Here is a 16,084-nt window from a genome sequence, read left to right on the forward strand (position 1 = left end):
TCAGTGCTCCGCAAACATGTTGATGAGGATGCGTCCGGCGCCTGGGATCATCACCAGGAACCAGATCGTCAAAATGGTCCAGAGCATGACGCGCTGGTACTTCGGGCCCTTCGACCAGAAGTCCACCAACATCACGCGCACGCCGTTGAGGGCGTGGTAGAGGACTACGCCGACGAGGCCGATCTCCATGAGGCCGACGAGGGGGTTCTTGTACGTGTCGATGACGGCGTCGTACGTATCGGGATTGACCCGAACGAGTGCCGTATCGAGAACGTGTACGAATAGGAAGAAGAAAGTAGCGACGCCTGTGATCCGGTGTAGAACCCAGGACCACATTCCGGGGTCGCCCCGGTAAAGCGACCTCGTGCGCTCCTTCTGAGGAGCGGCTTCAGTCGTAGTACTCATCGAGTGCTGTGCCTCCAACGTCATTGGTGGACGCGTCGAGCCTGCAGAGAGCTTCGATGTACCTCAGCCCGGGCTCGACGGGATCCTGAACCGACTTGACTCAGACTCTAAACCTATGTGAAACCGGGAACTAATCAGATGCGGGATTCGTACGCGTACCAAACTCTTTGTAAGGTTTGCCTTTCCAATCTCACCTAGTCGGTTTCGGCGTGGTTTCTGCATCCATTCAGTCGGCGTGATTGGATAACGAACCATGGGTGACATCGACTGGAAGTTGTTGCGGCACAACGCGCAAGTGGTCATGCGGCAGGCTTATGCACCGTACTCGGGCTATGCAGTGGGTGCAGCTGCCCTGGTAGACGATGGTCGGATCGTCTCAGGATGCAATGTGGAAAATGTCTCATACGGTTTGAGCCTGTGTGCCGAATGTGGACTCGTCGGTAACTTAGCCGCCACCGGGGGCGGGCGGCTGGTTGCCTTCACGTGCTGCGACGCGAAGGGCTCGATTCTGATGCCTTGTGGCAGGTGCAGACAGCTTCTTCTCGAGCACGGCGGGGGTGAGATGCTTGTCGACACGAGCAGTGGGTTCAAGCCGCTGAGCGAGCTGTTGCCTGATGCTTTCGGGCCGGAACAAGCAGAGGGGCTCCGCCATGTTTGACGCAGTTTCCATCATCGGCGCCAAGCGTGACGGCCGCGAGTTGTCGGGAACCGAGATCGACTGGATAGTTCAGGCGTTCACTGAGGGGGTCGTCGGCGACGAGCAGATGTCGGCGCTCGCGATGGCGATCTATTTCCGAGGAATGTCACGAGCAGAGACCGGCCGATGGACCGAGGCAATGATCGAATCCGGCGGGAGGATGGACTTTTCGGACTTGCCGCTGCCCACTGTCGACAAGCATTCGACCGGTGGTGTTGGGGACAAGATCACCCTTCCGCTCGCGCCCCTCGTCGCGGCATGTGGTCTTGCAGTCCCGCAGTTGTCGGGAGGCGGACTCGGCCACACCGGCGGAACTCTCGACAAGCTCGAGGCCATTCCAGGTTGGCGAGCCGAGCTCACGGCGACGGAGATGGTCGACATTCTCGCGGACCCGAAAATCGGCGCGGTGATCTGCGCTGCCGGAGCGAACCTGGCCCCCGCCGACAAGAAGCTCTACGCGCTGCGCGACGTGACCGGAACGGTGGAATCCATTCCGCTGATCGCAAGTTCGATCATGAGCAAGAAGATTGCCGAGGGAACCGGCGCCCTGGTGCTCGACGTCAAAGTCGGTTCCGGAGCGTTCATGAAGGACCTCGGCGACGCGCGAGAGTTGGCACGCACGATGGTCGAGTTGGGCAACGACGCCGGCGTGCGTACAAGTGCTCTCATCACCGGGATGGACACCCCGCTGGGATTGACGGCTGGCAACGCTCTCGAGGTGCGTGAATCCGTCGAGGTGCTGGCAGGCGGCGGGCCGTCCGACGTCGTCGAGCTGACCCTGGTCCTGGCTCGGGAGATGCTGTCCGCGGCTGGGATCGACGGTATCGACCCCGCAGACAGACTGGCCGACGGCACGGCCATGGACCGGTGGCGCGCGATGATCGCCGCACAAGGTGGGGACCCACACGCGACGCTGCCGGTGGCCCGGCACAGCGACGTCGTCACCGCGGACCGAGACGGCGTGCTGACCCGACTCGACGCCATGGCGGTGGGCATCGCGGCCTGGAAGCTCGGAGCCGGACGCGAACGACAGGGCGAAGCCGTTCAGGCCGGTGCCGGCATCGAGATGCACGCGAAGCCCGGCGACGTGGTCCGCGCCGGACAGAAGCTGATGACACTGCACACCGACACTCCCGAGAGATTTGATGCTGCGCGGCGGAGCCTCGGCGGAGGCTGGTCGATCGGGGCCGATTCCGACACCGTTTCGCGACCGTTGCTCATCGAGCGAATTGTGGGTGATTCGCGTTAGCGTTGGCGAATGAACGCACCGGAGTTGACCACGATCCGCAGCGCACCCAAAGTTCTTCTCCACGATCATCTCGACGGAGGACTCCGACCCGAGACTGTCCTCGAACTGGCCGAGCAGTGTGGCTACGACGAGCTGCCGGCGACTACGGCATCCGAACTCGCGCAATGGTTCCGAACTGCCGCTGACAGTGGATCGCTCGAGCTCTACCTCGAAACGTTCGCGCACACGGTCGCGGTGATGCAGACCCCGGAAGGGCTTGCACGGGTAGCGCGTGAATGCGCCGAGGATCTGGCCGACGACAACGTCGTCTATGCCGAAATCCGTTTTGCGCCCGAGCAGCACCTGGAACAAGGCCTGAGTTTGGACGAGGTCGTCGAGCACGTTCTCGAAGGTTTCCGGGCCGGCGAATCCGCTGCCAGGGTCGCGGGACGGGAGATCCGAATCGGGTGTCTTCTCACGGCGATGAGGCATGCCGCCCGGTCACGGGAGATCGCCGAACTCGCTGTGCGATTCCGGGACCGCGGCGTCGTCGGTTTCGACATCGCCGGTGCCGAGGCCGGTAACCCGCCGAGCCGGCACCTCGACGCCTTCGAATACATGCGTGATGCGAACGCCCACTTCACGATTCACGCGGGTGAGGCGTTCGGGTTGCCGTCGATCCACGAAGCCATCGCCTTCTGTGGAGCGGATCGGTTGGGCCACGGCGTGCGGATCGTGGACGACATCGACGTAGGTGGCCAAGGTGGGGCAGAACTGGGTCGACTCGCGAACTACGTCCGTGACATGCGCATTCCCCTGGAACTGTGCCCGAGTTCGAACGTGCAGACCGGAGCGGTAGCCGCCCTGGCGGACCATCCGTTCGGACTGTTGGCGGACTTGCGCTTCCGCGTGACCGTCAACACTGACAACAGACTGATGAGCGACACCAGCATGAGCCGGGAAATGGCCGCGTTGGTCGAGACCTTCGGTTACGGCTGGACCGATCTGGAACGCTTCACCATCAACGCGATGAAGTCGGCCTTCATCCCGTTCGACGAGCGCCTCGCGTTGATCGACGACGTCATCAAGCCGGGTTACGCCGTGCTCATCGGCTAGCTGACGTGCACCCGACTACTCAGATCGCAGCCGGGCCTCGAACTCACGCTCGAGTTCGCGCCAGGCCTCGGATTCCTTGGTGAACGGCGCACTCGGAGCCATCCGCGACGGATCTGGGTTGAGGAGGTACGAGACGTACCAACCCAGCTCGTTCGACGCGGACAGAGCCTCCTCGGTGGAGTCGTCGTCGGCGAAATCCGCTGCATCGGTGAACAATTCGACGGCAAGTTCCAGTTGCTCGGCGTCGACGACGTCCGGACCCTGGGCGAGGTCGTCGGCGATGCCGGGCAGAACGTAGACGTTCTCGTCCGTGACCTCGATTTCGAGTGAACCGTCGACGGCAGCATTCTGAATTTCGCCGTACGTGCTGACCTGCGAGAGATCGTGTTCGTGGTTGTCGGCGAGGTAGCGAGCGAGTGCGCGCTCGCTACGGAAGACGGTGATCAGTCCGTCCTTGCCGAGGAAGATCGCCTGATCGCCCATGTAGCAGCGCAGAGTGTAGAACGTCTCGGCTGAGGTGATGATGCGGATCGGGTCGACACCGACCTCGCCCCAGAAGGTCTCGACTTCGTCTTCCTCCTCGTCGAGGTCGTCTTCGTCGAATTCCTCGTCCTCGCCCTCCTCGGCGACATCGTCGGCGTCGACGGTGTTCTCGGCGGCAGCGAGCAGTTCAGCTTCGGCGACCGCGACGGCCGCTGCGTCGACCTTCGGGGAGGTGACCACCTTGTCGATGGCGTCGAGAACGGCGTCCCAGTCCTTGACGATCGCAGCGCCGACCTGGTCCCACAGCTCCAGGCCTTCGCGACCTTCGAAGGCGCCGGCGCCGGTCGCAAGCGCGCCGAGAACCGGATGGCCGCTGAAGAAGCGGATGACCGCGTCCAGTTCGCACACCTCGCCGATGTTGCGAGCCATGTTCAAGGTGTCTTCGAGTTCCGAGACCGCCAGTGCCTCAGGATCACCTGCGGCCAGTTCCGGCACGCCGACGAAGTCGAACGTGAAGTTCTCCTCCGGTTCGAGCTCGGCTGCCGACAGCCCGGAGACGACGGCCCACGCCGGATGCTCGACCAGGTCGTTGTCGGAGTCCGTTCGGATGAAGGCCGCGAGTTCTGCGACGGAGGAGAACCCGTACAGGTCTTCCTCATGGCCGAGGAACGCTTCCCACTCGTCGTCGCCCTCGCGCCAGCGGGGTGCCCACAAAGTGACGAGGTCTCCGTCGGTGAGTCCGATTTCGATAGGGACGATGTCTCCAGCCATGGGCGGAAGCCTATCCACCGCAGAGCGAAAGGCATAGCGGGGGTTCGTCACGTTTGTTTCAGTGCCACTCGGAGCTCACTGACCAGTCGCTCTCGTTCGTCGTTGGACTGTCGAACTGCCTGGTGAATTGTTGCGACCGTCAATGCGGCCACTGTGCGCGAATTCATCGCGGTGATTGCGTCGGTAATCCGTAGATCGACCAGAGCGCCCAGCCCGTCGACAGTCGCCGTGACTATCCCACCCTCGCTCGAGACGACTGCCCGCAGAGCGCCGACCCCGTCGACGGCGTCCTGCAAGAGTCCGGTCCGGTGTTTCGCCAACTCCATGATTCGATCAATCTCGCTCATATCGAACGCATCCAGCTCGACGGAAGGTTCTGGCCCTCGGCGGCGTCGACATCGGCCAGTTCGTCTCGGGTCGCGAGACCGAGCCGATCGAGGATCGCTGCCGGGACTCCGGTCTCCTCGAGCTCCACACGATGGCGGGCGCCGGCCTCGATCGCTGCTTTCGAGCACAGCGTGAGTATCTGTTGCGCCAACCGTTCCCCGCCGTACCGCAGTTCCTCCTGGCTGATCCGCAGGTCCACGGGCACGGCGTGCTCCGTGGCGCGGACCGCGATGGTTCCAGCGCGGTTGACGGAGACGGCTGTGATGATCGGCGGTGATTCCCGCATGTTCTCGTTCATGTTTCCTGTCATTCTGTCGGACGGTAGAAACCGTGAAAGCCCATGCCGCTGTTCGTGGTTCGGATGGCGCTGATTTCGACTGGGTCGCCGGCTTCGATCATCTGGCCGCCGCCAATCACCATCGCGACGTGGCCGTCCCAGACCGCGAGGTCGCCCGGCATCAGATTGTTCTGATCGACCTGGTTCCCGATTCCCTGTTCCTGAGCCAACCTCGGAATATCGACTCCGGCCTGGCCGTACGCCCATTGCGTCAGACCACTGCAGTCCAGACCGACTCCGGGTGTCGTGCCTCCCCAGGCGTACGGGACACCCTGTTGAGTAAGCGCGTTGCGTACGGCAGCAGCGGCCTCGGCGTTCGGTGCGGTGGCAATCGAGCCGTCGGGAAGTTCGACCTCTACTCCACCGACGGAACCAGAACCACCGACGGAACCGGAACCACCGACGGAACCGGAACCACCCACCGAACCGGAGACTCCAGGTGCGGGATCGGGTATCGGGACGGACGGGACGAGGGCGGACATCTTGTCGGTCGACCCCGCCAGCTCACCGCGTACCCGCTCGATAACCGATACCGCGCGTCCGAGGTGCTCCAACGCGGCCGACAACAACATCAATTGGCCCGTCGGTGTCATCAGCGTCGGCCCGGCCTTGATCGCGAGTGTCAGAAACGACTGGAGAATCTCACCGAGTTCGGTCATTCCCGCGTACACGGACGTTGTTGCTTCGTCCACGACGCCGGCGATGTCGGTCCCACGATCGGCGAGGTTTCGCGTCGACGTCTGCGTCTGCTCGGTTTTGGTCACCGCAGCGGTGAGTGCCGTGGACGAGCTCTGAGAGGACGCCAATTCGCTCAGAGCAGCGCTTCCCAATTGGTATGCGATCTCGAGGGCGTCCGTAGCGATTCGGATGCCGACGTCGGGTCCACTTGCGCTGGGGACGCCAGTCCCGACAATGTCGACCAGATCGATGATCGGTCGTGCGAGTGCGTCGACGTCGATCATGAGCGTGCGGCTTCAGCGAGAGTCGTTCGTACCGATTCCTCGGAGTCGAGATAGACGGCGTGAGCGTCGCGGGTGGCTGACTGGACGCTGGAGATCACAGCGGACAGTCGATCGATGTCGTCGATGTGCGCTTGCTGTGCTCGGCTCGCGACATCGACGAAGTCGCCGCCGATCAGCCCCAGCACAGTGGACAGAGCCAAGTGATCGCCACCCGCCGCGTCCTGTCGCGCTTGCGCGACGTTGTCGGCAACAGTGCCCAACCGCGTGGCGAACTCCGCGATGCTTTCAGTGTCCAGATCCAGATTTGTCAACTTGTCTTCCCCCCGTTGCGCTTACTCCTTCTTGGACGCCGCGCGGGGTGCTCCGGTTCCCGAGGAACTATTCTGATGGTCATGCAAACGCACGTAGTCGACCATCCGCTCGCGGCGGCCCTCTTGACGACAATGCGTGATGCACGCAGTGAGAACGCAACTTTTCGTTCCGCACTTCGCAGGCTCACGCACATGCTGGTCTACGAGGCCATGCGTGACGCGGAGGTCGAGGAGTTTCCGGTCGACACCCCGGTAGCAGCGACGACGGGCATCCGGCTCGCGAAGCCGCCGTTGTTGGTACCCGTGCTGCGGGCCGGTCTGGGCATGGTCGAACAGGCGAGTGCGCTGATTCCGTCGGCCGGCGTCGGCTTTGTCGGAATGGCACGTGACGAAGAGACTCATCAGCCGGTTCCGTACCTCGAATCCCTGCCTGCGGATCTGTCCGGTATCCCGGTGTTCGTGCTCGATCCGATGCTCGCCACCGGTGGCTCGATGGTGCACACCATCGACTTGCTGGTTGCGCGTGGCGCGACGGATGTCACGGCAGTGTGCGTCGTGGCCGCTCCGGCCGGCGTCGACGCGCTGGCAGCGTCCGGCCACCCGGTTCGTCTGGTCATCGCGAGCATCGATGACGGACTCGACGAGAACGCTTTCATCGTCCCCGGTCTCGGTGACGCCGGCGATCGGCAGTTCGGACCCCGCTAGAGCGAAAGGGCGAAGGTTCGGAGTTCCGCCAGCCGGGCCTTCGCCTGCTCTAGTGCGTTCGCGAGGTCGTCGCGGTTCGCCACCGGGACGACAACTTCGAGATAACACTTGAGCTTGGGCTCGGTTCCGGACGGTCGAACAACCACGCGGATCGACGGCCCGTCGAATATCACTGCGTCGGTGCGCATACCACCGCGAACCAGGGACAAGTCCTCGGTCGTGACCGGCTCACCCGCGAGTTGGCCAGGAGGATCGGCGCGTAGTCGTTTCATCATTTCGGCGATGTCGCTCAAATCCTCGACGCGGCGGGATACTTGGTCCCCGCGATGCAGTCCGAATTCGACGGCATAGTCGCCTAGAACGTCCAACAGGGTTCTGTTGCTGCCCGCGAGGGTGGCAGCCAAGTCGGCCACCAGAACGGCAGCTGAGATTCCGTCCTTGTCCCGCACCACATCCGGATCGACGCAGTGCCCGATCGCTTCCTCGTAGGCGTAGACGAGTCCGTCGCCGGCGCGCGTGAGCCACTTGAATCCGGTGAGTGTCTGCGCAAACCTGGCTCCGCGAGCTTTCGCCAACTTCGAGAGCAGAGTCGAGGAGACGATCGTCGTCGCCACCAACGAATCTCCGGGCGCCGTGTGCAGTACGTGGTCGGCCAGGAGCACCCCGGTTTCGTCGCCGCGCAACATGCGCCACTGATCACCGTCGCGAACTCCGACGGCGCAGCGGTCGGCATCCGGGTCGAGTGCGATCGCCAGATCCGCGTCGACACTTCGGGCAAGGGCGAGCAGGCGGTCTGCGGCGCCAGGCTCTTCGGGATTGGGGAACTCGACGGTCGGAAACGTGGGGTCGGGATCGAACTGCTCCGCCACGACGTGCAGGTCCTCGAATCCTGCTGCTCGCAGAGCCGCGGTCGCAGTCTCCCCGCCGACGCCGTGCATTGCCGTGAGCGCAATCCGGATCGAGCGGGCGTCGCCGTGCGGGAGGGTCGCGATGCGGGCGATGTACTCCTCGACCAGAGAATCGTCGGCCGGAATCACCGATGCTCGCGCGACGTCGGCGGCACCACCGATGCGGGCGATCTCGCTCTCGATTTCACGATCGGCGGGGGAGACGAGTTGCGCTCCGCCCGAGAGATACACCTTGTAACCGTTGTCGGCGGCAGGATTGTGGGAGGCAGTGATCTGGATACCTGCCGCTGCCCCGAGCCTGCGCACCGCGAACGCCACCAGCGGTGTCGGCAGTGGGCGGGGGAGCAGGGTCACCTCGAACCCGGCCGCTGCCATGACCTCGGCGGCCGCGAGAGCAAATGCCTCTGAACCGAGCCGGGCGTCGCGGCCGACCACAACGCGGGACCCGCCCTGGCAGCGAGCTGTCAGCCAGGCCGCCAGACCGGCCGTGGTCCGGATGACGACCGCGAGGTTCATGCCGTTGGGTCCGCCGCGCACCGGCCCGCGAAGCCCAGCAGTGCCGAACGTCAGTGGTGCGGAAAAGCGTTCGGCCAGTTCATGTTCGGAAAGGGCGGCTAATTCTGTGCGGGTAACTGGGTCCGGATCGGCGTCGATCCACTCGGTGACGTTCAGTGGTGTCACAGCTGCTCGACCAGTTGACGCAGCAGCACTCCCATCCGGGCCGCCGATGCTTTGCCTGCCGCCAGCACTTCCTGATGGTCGAGCGGGGCGCCCGTGATTCCGGCGGCCAGATTGGTGACCATGGAGATGCCGAGAACGCGGGCGCCGAGCGCGCGGGCCGCGATGGTCTCGTGAACCGTCGACATGCCGACCAGATCGGCGCCGAGTGTACGAAGCATTCGAATCTCGGCCGGAGTCTCGTAGTGCGGACCGGGAAGCCCGGCGTAAACACCCTCGGCAAGGTCCGGGTCGATCGAGCGAGCCAGCGCGCGCAGTTCCGGCGAATAGGCGTCGACCAGGTCGACGAACTCTGCGCCGACGAGGGGAGAGCGGGCCGTCAGGTTCAGGTGGTCACTGATCAGCACCGGTTGACCGACTGTGTAGTTTTCGCGAATACCGCCGGCCGCATTGGTGAGGATGACCGTGTCGGCGCCGGCAGCAATGGCTGTCCGGACCGGGTGGACGACGGTACCGAGATCGTGGCCCTCGTATGCGTGCGCGCGCCCGAGCAGCAGCAGGACTTCGGTGTTTCCGACGCGCACCGAACGAATGGTGCCCGCGTGACCGAGCGCGGACGGTGGGGCGAAGCCAGGAAGATCCGCCATCGAGACTTCGGCTGTCACGTCCGCACCGGCGTCGCCGAACACGTCTGCGGCATCGGTCCACCCCGACCCGAGCACGATGGCGACTGACGGTGACGAAGAGCCAGTCATGGCGGACAGAGCAGCGGCGGCGGCCTCGGCGATCGTTCCCATGTGAGCAACCCTACTGAGGAGTCGGGTCGGTTCGCCGGGTGAGTTGGCGGGCGTTACTCTCCCATCCATGCCTTATCTCGAACGCGACGGCGACGTATTCATCCTGTACCTCGGCAACGAGGGCGAAACGGACAACGAGAACCGCTTCGGCCCTGAGTGGATCGACGCTGTTCACAGCAAGTTGGACGAGGTCGAAGCGCACGAGGGGCCCGCAGCCCTGGTGACCACCGCGACGGGCAAGTTCTACACGAACGGCCTGGACACGACGTGGATCTTCGGCAATCTCGACGGTCTGCCCGGCTACCTGGACAAGGTCCACACCATCTACAGCCGTTTGTTGACCTTCCCGATGGCCACGGTCGCGGCCGTGCAGGGGCACGCGTTCGGCGCCGGCGCCATGCTCGCGTCCTCACACGATTTCCAGATCATGCGCGCGGACCGCGGCTTCTACTGCCTCCCCGAGGTCGGACTGAACATGCCGTTCACTGTCGGCATGTCAGCACTGTTGAACAGTCGTCTGCCCAAGCAGACGGCAGTCGACGCGATGACGACGGGGCGTCGATTCGGCGGCGCCGACGCGCTTGCTGCCGGCATCGTGCAGGAAACGGTCGACGGCGACGGAGTACTCGCCGCAGCAGTGACCAAGGCGTCGGCACTGACGTCGACTCACGGCAAGAACTTGGCGGGAATCAAGGCAGGCATCCACCGCGATGCTCTTGCGGACCTCGCTCAGGTGACTGACAAGAGCAACTTCTCCTTCGGGTGAGACAATGATCGCGTGAACCAGAATGTCGACAGCGCAGTCAGGTCCGTAGAGGCCGATCTGATTGCGCTGTCGCATTCGATTCACAGCGATCCGGAACTTGCCTTCGAGGAGTTCCGCAGCGCTGCCAAAGTGTCGGACCTGCTGGCGCAGCACGGTTTCGCGGTCACTCACGGGATCGTCGATCTGCCGACGGCATTCGATGCCACCTACGGCAGTGGAGAGTTGGTCATCGCGATCTGCGCCGAGTACGACGCGCTGCCCGAGATCGGTCATGCCTGTGGGCACAACATCATTGCCGCCGCCGCGGTCGGGGCCGGCATCGCGTTGGCTACCGTGGCCGACGAACTGGGGATCACAGTCCGAGTGATCGGTACTCCCGCGGAGGAAACCGGTGGCGGCAAAGTTCTGATGCTCGAGCGTGGTGCATTCGACGGCGTCGGCGCGGCCATGATGGTTCATCCAGGACCGATCGACATCATCGGTGCCACCTCGCTGGCCCTGGCGGACATCGCCGTCAGCTATCACGGTCGCGAAGCGCACGCCTCTGCTGCGCCGGAATTCGGTCGTAATGCCGCCGATGCCGCGACGCTCGCGCAGGTGGCGGTCGGACTGTTGCGCCAGCACCTCCAGCCAGGGCAACAGATTCACGGAATCGTCAGTGATGGCGGCACTGCTCCCAACATCGTTCCGGCTCGGTCCGAACTGCTGTACTACCTGCGTGCCGAGACGGCCGCGTCGTTGGCCAATCTGTCCGAGCGTGCCGACGCCTGCTTCGCCTCGGGCGCACTCGGCACCGGATGCACCCACGAAATCCGCACGGTATCGCCCACTTACACCGAGTTGACCCCCGATCCGTGGCTGGCGGCGGCGTACCGTGAACAGATCGTCGACCTCGGGCGGGTGCCACTGGCAGCGGAATGGGAGCGCTCCCGTCCACTGGGTAGTACGGATATGGGTAATGTGACCAATGTGATTCCGGGAATTCACCCGGTCATAGGCTTGGATTCATCGGGGGCAGTGACACATCAGCCGGAGTTCGCGGCCGCGTGTATCACCACCTCCGCAGATCGAGCGGTAGTCGACGGTGCAATTGCGTTGGCCCGCACTGCTCTCCGGGTAGCGTCCGATCCAGAACAACGCGCCCGTCTGTTGGAAGGGGTAGATCGCCGGTGAACGCGGCAATCGACACGTGGATTCACGCGCACACCGACGACCTAGTCGCGTGGCGTCGACACATCCATGCCAACCCGGAGTTGGCTCGCCGCGAATACGCGACCACCGAATTCGTCGCGACCCGCCTCACCGCCGCTGGGCTGTCGCCGAAGATCCTTCCCGGTGGCACCGGACTCACGTGCGACATCGGACCTGAGGGGCCGCGAATCGCACTTCGCGCCGACATGGACGCTTTGCCGATGCAGGAGGCGACCGGGGCGACGTATTCGTCCACGGTCCCCGGTGTGTCTCATGCATGCGGGCACGACGCCCACACCACCATCCTGCTCGGCGCCGGATTGGCTCTGGCCACGCTGCCCGAACTTCCCGTCGGGGTTCGGCTGATCTTCCAGCCCGCCGAGGAAGTCATGCCTGGTGGTGCACTCGACGTCATCGCTGCCGGCGCGCTCGATGGTGTGTCCAGAATCTTTGCTCTGCACTGCGATCCGCGACTCGAGGCAGGCCAGGTCGGAATGCGTCTTGGCGCGATCACCTCTGCTGCAGACACGATCGAGGTCGTTCTCGACTCTCCGGGTGGGCACACGTCGAGGCCGCACCTGACCACGGACCTCATCTACGCACTCGGCACAGTCGTGACCGGGCTGCCGGGAATGCTCAGCCGTCGTATCGATCCGCGTACCGGCACCGTGATGGTGTGGGGTGCGGTCAGTGCAGGTCAGGCGCCCAACGCGATTCCGCAGACCGGCATGATGACGGGCACGGTACGTACCGGCGATCACGACACGTGGGAGTTGCTCGAACCGCTCGTGGAAGAAATCGTCCACGGACTGCTCGCGCCCACCGGAGTTCGCTACCAACTCAACTATCGTCGCGGAGTGCCACCGGTCGTCAACGACGAGGTGTCCACTCGGATGTTCGAGGACGCCATCGCGACCGTCGGACAAGATGCTTTGGCGGACACCCCGCAATCCGGTGGTGGCGAAGACTTTTCGTGGTACCTCGAAACCGTGCCGGGTGCCATGGCGCGGCTCGGCGTGTGGTCGGGTGAAGGCGATCAGCTCGACATCCACCAACCCACTTTCGATCTCGACGAGCGTGCACTCGGCGTCGGTGTGAAGGTTCTGACGAGCCTGGTTCTGGGATAGTTCCGGTTCCCGTCGGGGGTACCGTTTTTCGTGTCGTTCGAGTGAAGGTACGGGCATGTCCATAGGTGTGGGAGTGCGAATCGGCACATTGGTGTCGACGGCTGTAGTTGCGTCCAACGATCCGGGTTCGGCCGATCCGGTGGTGTTGGTCAGGGACACGATTCTCAATCAACGCAAGGACGGAACGACCGTGCTCGGCGGTACCGAGCAATTGGGTGCCGGCCGTGAATTCTCGGAATCATGGTCAGGTTTTGTCGGCCGTGTGGGGGACCCGAGTGGCGTCTCCGGAACGGCCGATACCCGTTACCGCGCCGAGGATTTGGTGGCGACGTCGATTCGCTGCCTGTTGCAGGAATGCGAGCCGCTGCCCGATCGTGGTGGTCGAAGTGGGGGAGCGCCCGACATCGTCGCGACCTACCCGTCGCGCTGGGACTCGTCCACAGCGGCCCTCATGCAGGATTCACTGGTCTATGCAGGCCTCGAGCGTGTCACTCTCGTCTCGGACGCCGAGGCGGTCTCGGCGTGGTTCGAGTCGGAAATCGCGGCACTCGCCGGCACGCTCATCGGCATCTATCACGTCGATGACACCGGGGCCGCGGTCACGTTGGTGCGTTCGGGCGTCGCCGCCGGTCGCGCATTCGGCTTCGCCGGCGACGGGAGTTCACCGAGTTCACGCCTCGCGACGGCACTGGGTGCGTTCGGTTGGATGCCGGAGAACCTGGACGCCGTAGTCGTCACCGGTGACGGAGAACCGGCGACAGACAAAGCAGCCATGATGTCCATAGCGGCCGGAATCGCCGAAAAGCTCGGTGTCAGATGTGAACTCGGGCCCGGACCGGAGCAGTCGGCCGCGCTGGGAGCCGCAATTCTGGCTGCCGGATTCACCTCGACGTCGCACACGATCGTTCCGATCGGTTTGCCGCCTTCACACGACGTGACGGAGGTGTTCGACACTCTCGGACGTGAGAAGGTGGCGACTGAAACTGCAACCGGGGTGGCAACAGTCGAGCCGGAAACTGCAGTTGTCGCAGGCGAATCGGAGTCACGCGGTTCCAAGCGTGTGCTCATCGGCCTGACGATTGTGGTGGTACTCGCAGCACTGGCAGTGCTCGCGTATTTCCTGCTGCTTTGAGCAGGACAGCTATCTAATCGGTAACACCGTTACCCGGACCCACGTTGCGGCTGTTTCTCGTCCGCAACTCTCGCACGTACTCGGCCGGCGCTCCGGCAATCTCGGCGGCGTCGGCCATCACGCCGATGTAGCGGGCCGACGGCAGTCCGCCTTCGTACGCATCCATGACGTAGAGCCAAGCGAGCACCGCATCGCCTGCGGTGTCGACCCGCACGCGGATCTTGCGGTGCAGACCGAGTTCGGCACCTTCCCAGCGGTCCAGACTCACTTCGTCCTCTTCCGGGACGTCGTAGAGGACCACGAAAACACTGGAATCGGGGTCTTCGACCACGGTGGCGAGAGCCCCCTCCCAGCCGAGGTCCTCGCCGCTGAAGGTCAGGCGCCAGCCTCGCAGCCACCCTGTCCCGGACATGGGCGAGTGTGGGCAGCGCAACAACATCTGCTCGGGATGCATGTTGGAACCGTAGGCGGCATAAATCGACACGGGCGCAAGCCTAAACCGTGGTCCGAGGGTGTGGCGAAGCGGACCACCGGACGCAAGTAATCTGGTACAAGCACTGCGCGACACGTGGTGCTCGAATAGCGTGACACTGGTCGACGGGAGACCCCTGCCGGCCACGCGAGGACTTGGAGGACACATGACCCGGATCGTGATCATCGGTGGCGGACCCGCCGGCTACGAGGCGGCACTGGTAGCCGCGCAGCACGGGGCCACGGTCACCCTGGTCGATTCGGACGGCGTCGGCGGCGCGTGTGTGCTGTTCGACTGTGTCCCGTCGAAGACGTTCATCGCGTCCACCGGAATCCGCACCGACATGCGTCGTGCATCCGACCTCGGCATCACTCTGGATCCGGAGCAGGCTTCGGTGTCACTGCCGAAGATCCACTCCCGAGTCAAGAGTCTCGCGTTGTCCCAGTCCTCGGACATTCGCGCACGGTTGCAGACGGTCGGCGTCGAGGTTCTCTCCGGCACCGCCGAACTGACCGATCCGCTCCTCGGTATGGCAGCACACCAGGTTCGCGCGACGCTCGGAAGCGGCGAGCAGAAGACCATCGACGCAGACGTCGTGTTGATCGCCACCGGCGCCAGCCCCCGCATCATCCCGGGAGCCGAGCCCGACGGTGAGCGAATCATGACGTGGCGTCAGCTCTACGACTTGGACGAGCTGCCCGAGCACCTGGTCGTGGTCGGTTCCGGTGTCACCGGTGCCGAGTTCGTCTCCGCATACACCGAGATGGGCGTCAAGGTCACACTCGTGTCCAGTCGTGACCGTGTTCTGCCCGGCGAGGATGCCGATGCGGCGCTCGTGCTCGAGGACGCCCTCGCCGAGCGCGGTGTCACCCTCGTCAAGCACGCCCGCGCAGACGCCGTCGAGCGCACCGAGAAGGGCATCATCGTCAAGCTCTCCGACGGCCGCACGGTCGAAGGAAGCCACGCTCTGATGACCGTCGGTTCCGTCCCCAACACCAACGGTCTCGGCCTGGAGCGGGTCGGCATCGAGTTGGACAAGGGTGGATACCTGCGTGTCGACCGGGTCTCGCGCACCACGGTTTCCGGTATCTACGCCGCCGGTGACTGCACCGGACTGCTCCCGCTCGCGTCGGTGGCTGCGATGCAGGGACGTATCGCGATGTACCACGCACTCGGTGAAGGCGTCAGCCCGATCAAGTTGAAGACCGTCGCATCGGCCGTCTTCACGCGCCCCGAAATTGCAACGGTGGGTGTTTCGCAGGCCGCGATCGACAACGGAGAGGTGCCTGCTCGCACCGTCATGTTGCCGCTCAACACCAACCCGCGCGCCAAGATGTCCGGTTTGCGCCGCGGCTTCGTGAAAATCTTCTGCCGCCCGGCTACCGGCGTGGTCATCGGCGGTGTTGTGGTCGCGCCCACCGCTTCGGAACTCATCCTGCCGATTGCGATCGCCGTGCAGAACAACCTGACGGTCAACGACCTGGCTCAGACGTTCTCGGTGTACCCGTCGCTGACCGGATCGATCACCGAGGCAGCTCGTCAGCTCATGCGTCACGACGACCTGGACTGAGAACGGACCAGAGTCTTCTTACAATGTGAGAAATCTGTTTC

Annotated in this window: 18 protein-coding genes; 9 read left to right on the top strand and 9 right to left on the bottom strand. The window is 64.0% G+C overall.

Features of this window, described 5'->3' with window-relative positions; all coding sequences use genetic code 11:
* The gene (sdhC, locus tag RE4_RS15155) at positions 1-405 is read right to left on the bottom strand and encodes a succinate dehydrogenase, cytochrome b556 subunit (protein ID WP_020969155.1); all 405 of its coding nucleotides are present in this window, start codon (positions 403-405) and stop codon (positions 1-3) included.
* A gap of 253 nt (positions 406-658) precedes the next feature.
* Between sdhC and RE4_RS15160 the strand changes: the two genes are divergently transcribed.
* Genes RE4_RS15160 through RE4_RS15170 form a run of 3 tightly spaced genes read left to right on the top strand, consistent with a single transcriptional unit; the run spans position 659 to position 3,446 of the window.
* Entirely contained in the window at positions 659-1,063 is a 405-nt protein-coding gene (locus RE4_RS15160; protein WP_019747693.1) for a cytidine deaminase, read from the top strand.
* Entirely contained in the window at positions 1,056-2,351 is a 1,296-nt protein-coding gene (locus RE4_RS15165; protein WP_060938845.1) for a thymidine phosphorylase, read from the top strand. Before RE4_RS15160 ends, RE4_RS15165 begins: the two co-directional genes overlap by 8 nt.
* Positions 2,352-2,360: 9 nt before the next feature.
* Entirely contained in the window at positions 2,361-3,446 is a 1,086-nt protein-coding gene (locus RE4_RS15170; protein ID WP_042951360.1) for an adenosine deaminase, read from the top strand.
* Positions 3,447-3,461: 15 nt separating this feature from the next.
* On the opposite strand, the gene RE4_RS15175 is transcribed toward RE4_RS15170, so the two are convergent.
* The 5 genes from RE4_RS15175 to RE4_RS15195 are packed head-to-tail and all read right to left on the bottom strand — an operon-like array spanning position 3,462 to position 6,697.
* Positions 3,462-4,700, bottom strand: a complete 1,239-nt coding sequence (locus RE4_RS15175) for a SatS C-terminal domain-containing protein (RefSeq protein ID WP_060938846.1) — start codon at positions 4,698-4,700, stop codon at positions 3,462-3,464.
* Between the two features lie 47 nt (positions 4,701-4,747).
* Positions 4,748-5,047, bottom strand: a complete 300-nt coding sequence (locus tag RE4_RS15180) for a YbaB/EbfC family nucleoid-associated protein (protein ID WP_029255004.1) — start codon at positions 5,045-5,047, stop codon at positions 4,748-4,750.
* Positions 5,044-5,397, bottom strand: a complete 354-nt coding sequence (locus RE4_RS15185; RefSeq protein ID WP_370671299.1) for a hypothetical protein — start codon at positions 5,395-5,397, stop codon at positions 5,044-5,046. Before RE4_RS15185 ends, RE4_RS15180 begins: the two co-directional genes overlap by 4 nt.
* Positions 5,394-6,386, bottom strand: coding sequence for a C40 family peptidase (locus tag RE4_RS15190; protein WP_042951361.1), 993 nt, complete (start codon positions 6,384-6,386; stop codon positions 5,394-5,396). Before RE4_RS15190 ends, RE4_RS15185 begins: the two co-directional genes overlap by 4 nt.
* Positions 6,383-6,697, bottom strand: a complete 315-nt coding sequence (locus tag RE4_RS15195) for a type VII secretion target (protein WP_020969162.1) — start codon at positions 6,695-6,697, stop codon at positions 6,383-6,385. Before RE4_RS15195 ends, RE4_RS15190 begins: the two co-directional genes overlap by 4 nt.
* 81 nt (positions 6,698-6,778) lie before the next feature.
* Between RE4_RS15195 and upp the strand changes: the two genes are divergently transcribed.
* Entirely contained in the window at positions 6,779-7,402 is a 624-nt protein-coding gene (upp, locus tag RE4_RS15200; protein ID WP_007727319.1) for a uracil phosphoribosyltransferase, read from the top strand.
* Here upp and RE4_RS15205 read toward each other — a convergent pair.
* Together RE4_RS15205 and RE4_RS15210 are read right to left on the bottom strand one after the other, a co-directional pair.
* Positions 7,399-8,991 carry a phospho-sugar mutase gene (locus RE4_RS15205; RefSeq protein ID WP_060938847.1) on the bottom strand — a complete coding sequence of 531 codons (1,593 nt, stop codon included), beginning with the start codon at positions 8,989-8,991 and terminating at the stop codon, positions 7,399-7,401. The genes upp and RE4_RS15205 overlap by 4 nt on opposite strands.
* The gene (locus tag RE4_RS15210) at positions 8,988-9,785 is read right to left on the bottom strand and encodes a purine-nucleoside phosphorylase (protein ID WP_020907041.1); all 798 of its coding nucleotides are present in this window, start codon (positions 9,783-9,785) and stop codon (positions 8,988-8,990) included. The genes RE4_RS15205 and RE4_RS15210 overlap by 4 nt, the downstream gene beginning before the upstream one ends.
* Before the next feature lie 67 nt (positions 9,786-9,852).
* Here RE4_RS15210 and RE4_RS15215 point away from each other — a divergent pair, with 67 nt between their 5' ends.
* From RE4_RS15215 to RE4_RS15230, 4 genes are read left to right on the top strand one after another with little or no spacing between them, the layout of a single operon-like run.
* Positions 9,853-10,551 (top strand): enoyl-CoA hydratase-related protein, encoded by a 699-nt coding sequence (locus RE4_RS15215; RefSeq protein ID WP_019747702.1) that lies wholly within the window; start codon positions 9,853-9,855, stop codon positions 10,549-10,551.
* A 12-nt stretch (positions 10,552-10,563) separates the two neighbouring features.
* Entirely contained in the window at positions 10,564-11,724 is a 1,161-nt protein-coding gene (locus tag RE4_RS15220) for a M20 family metallopeptidase (RefSeq protein WP_060938848.1), read from the top strand.
* Positions 11,721-12,869, top strand: coding sequence for a M20 family metallopeptidase (locus tag RE4_RS15225; RefSeq protein ID WP_003940741.1), 1,149 nt, complete (start codon positions 11,721-11,723; stop codon positions 12,867-12,869). The genes RE4_RS15220 and RE4_RS15225 overlap by 4 nt, the downstream gene beginning before the upstream one ends.
* A 55-nt stretch (positions 12,870-12,924) precedes the next feature.
* Positions 12,925-14,001 carry a hypothetical protein gene (locus RE4_RS15230; protein WP_060938849.1) on the top strand — a complete coding sequence of 359 codons (1,077 nt, stop codon included), beginning with the start codon at positions 12,925-12,927 and terminating at the stop codon, positions 13,999-14,001.
* 13 nt (positions 14,002-14,014) lie between these two features.
* Here RE4_RS15230 and RE4_RS15235 read toward each other — a convergent pair whose 3' ends face one another.
* Positions 14,015-14,485 carry a gamma-glutamylcyclotransferase family protein gene (locus tag RE4_RS15235; protein WP_003940753.1) on the bottom strand — a complete coding sequence of 157 codons (471 nt, stop codon included), beginning with the start codon at positions 14,483-14,485 and terminating at the stop codon, positions 14,015-14,017.
* A 154-nt stretch (positions 14,486-14,639) separates the two neighbouring features.
* Here RE4_RS15235 and RE4_RS15240 point away from each other — a divergent pair, with 154 nt between their 5' ends.
* Entirely contained in the window at positions 14,640-16,043 is a 1,404-nt protein-coding gene (locus RE4_RS15240; RefSeq protein ID WP_020969166.1) for an NAD(P)H-quinone dehydrogenase, read from the top strand.
* Positions 16,044-16,084: the final 41 nt, after the last annotated feature.

The organism is Rhodococcus erythropolis NBRC 15567, assembly GCF_001552595.1.
GTDB classification, from domain to species: domain Bacteria; phylum Actinomycetota; class Actinomycetes; order Mycobacteriales; family Mycobacteriaceae; genus Rhodococcus_F; species Rhodococcus_F erythropolis.

Coding starts and splice junctions, on each gene's coding strand:
- RE4_RS15215 (WP_019747702.1), top strand. CDS start 9,853: ATGCCTTATCTCGAACGCGACGGCGACGTATTCATCCTGTACCTCGGC.
- RE4_RS15190 (WP_042951361.1), bottom strand. CDS start 6,386: ATGATCGACGTCGACGCACTCGCACGACCGATCATCGATCTGGTCGAC.
- RE4_RS15170 (WP_042951360.1), top strand. CDS start 2,361: ATGAACGCACCGGAGTTGACCACGATCCGCAGCGCACCCAAAGTTCTT.
- sdhC (WP_020969155.1), bottom strand. CDS start 405: ATGAGTACTACGACTGAAGCCGCTCCTCAGAAGGAGCGCACGAGGTCG.
- RE4_RS15175 (WP_060938846.1), bottom strand. CDS start 4,700: ATGGCTGGAGACATCGTCCCTATCGAAATCGGACTCACCGACGGAGAC.
- RE4_RS15240 (WP_020969166.1), top strand. CDS start 14,640: ATGACCCGGATCGTGATCATCGGTGGCGGACCCGCCGGCTACGAGGCG.
- RE4_RS15160 (WP_019747693.1), top strand. CDS start 659: ATGGGTGACATCGACTGGAAGTTGTTGCGGCACAACGCGCAAGTGGTC.
- upp (WP_007727319.1), top strand. CDS start 6,779: ATGCAAACGCACGTAGTCGACCATCCGCTCGCGGCGGCCCTCTTGACG.
- RE4_RS15185 (WP_370671299.1), bottom strand. CDS start 5,397: ATGACAGGAAACATGAACGAGAACATGCGGGAATCACCGCCGATCATC.
- RE4_RS15180 (WP_029255004.1), bottom strand. CDS start 5,047: ATGAGCGAGATTGATCGAATCATGGAGTTGGCGAAACACCGGACCGGA.
- RE4_RS15210 (WP_020907041.1), bottom strand. CDS start 9,785: ATGGGAACGATCGCCGAGGCCGCCGCCGCTGCTCTGTCCGCCATGACT.
- RE4_RS15230 (WP_060938849.1), top strand. CDS start 12,925: ATGTCCATAGGTGTGGGAGTGCGAATCGGCACATTGGTGTCGACGGCT.
- RE4_RS15165 (WP_060938845.1), top strand. CDS start 1,056: ATGTTTGACGCAGTTTCCATCATCGGCGCCAAGCGTGACGGCCGCGAG.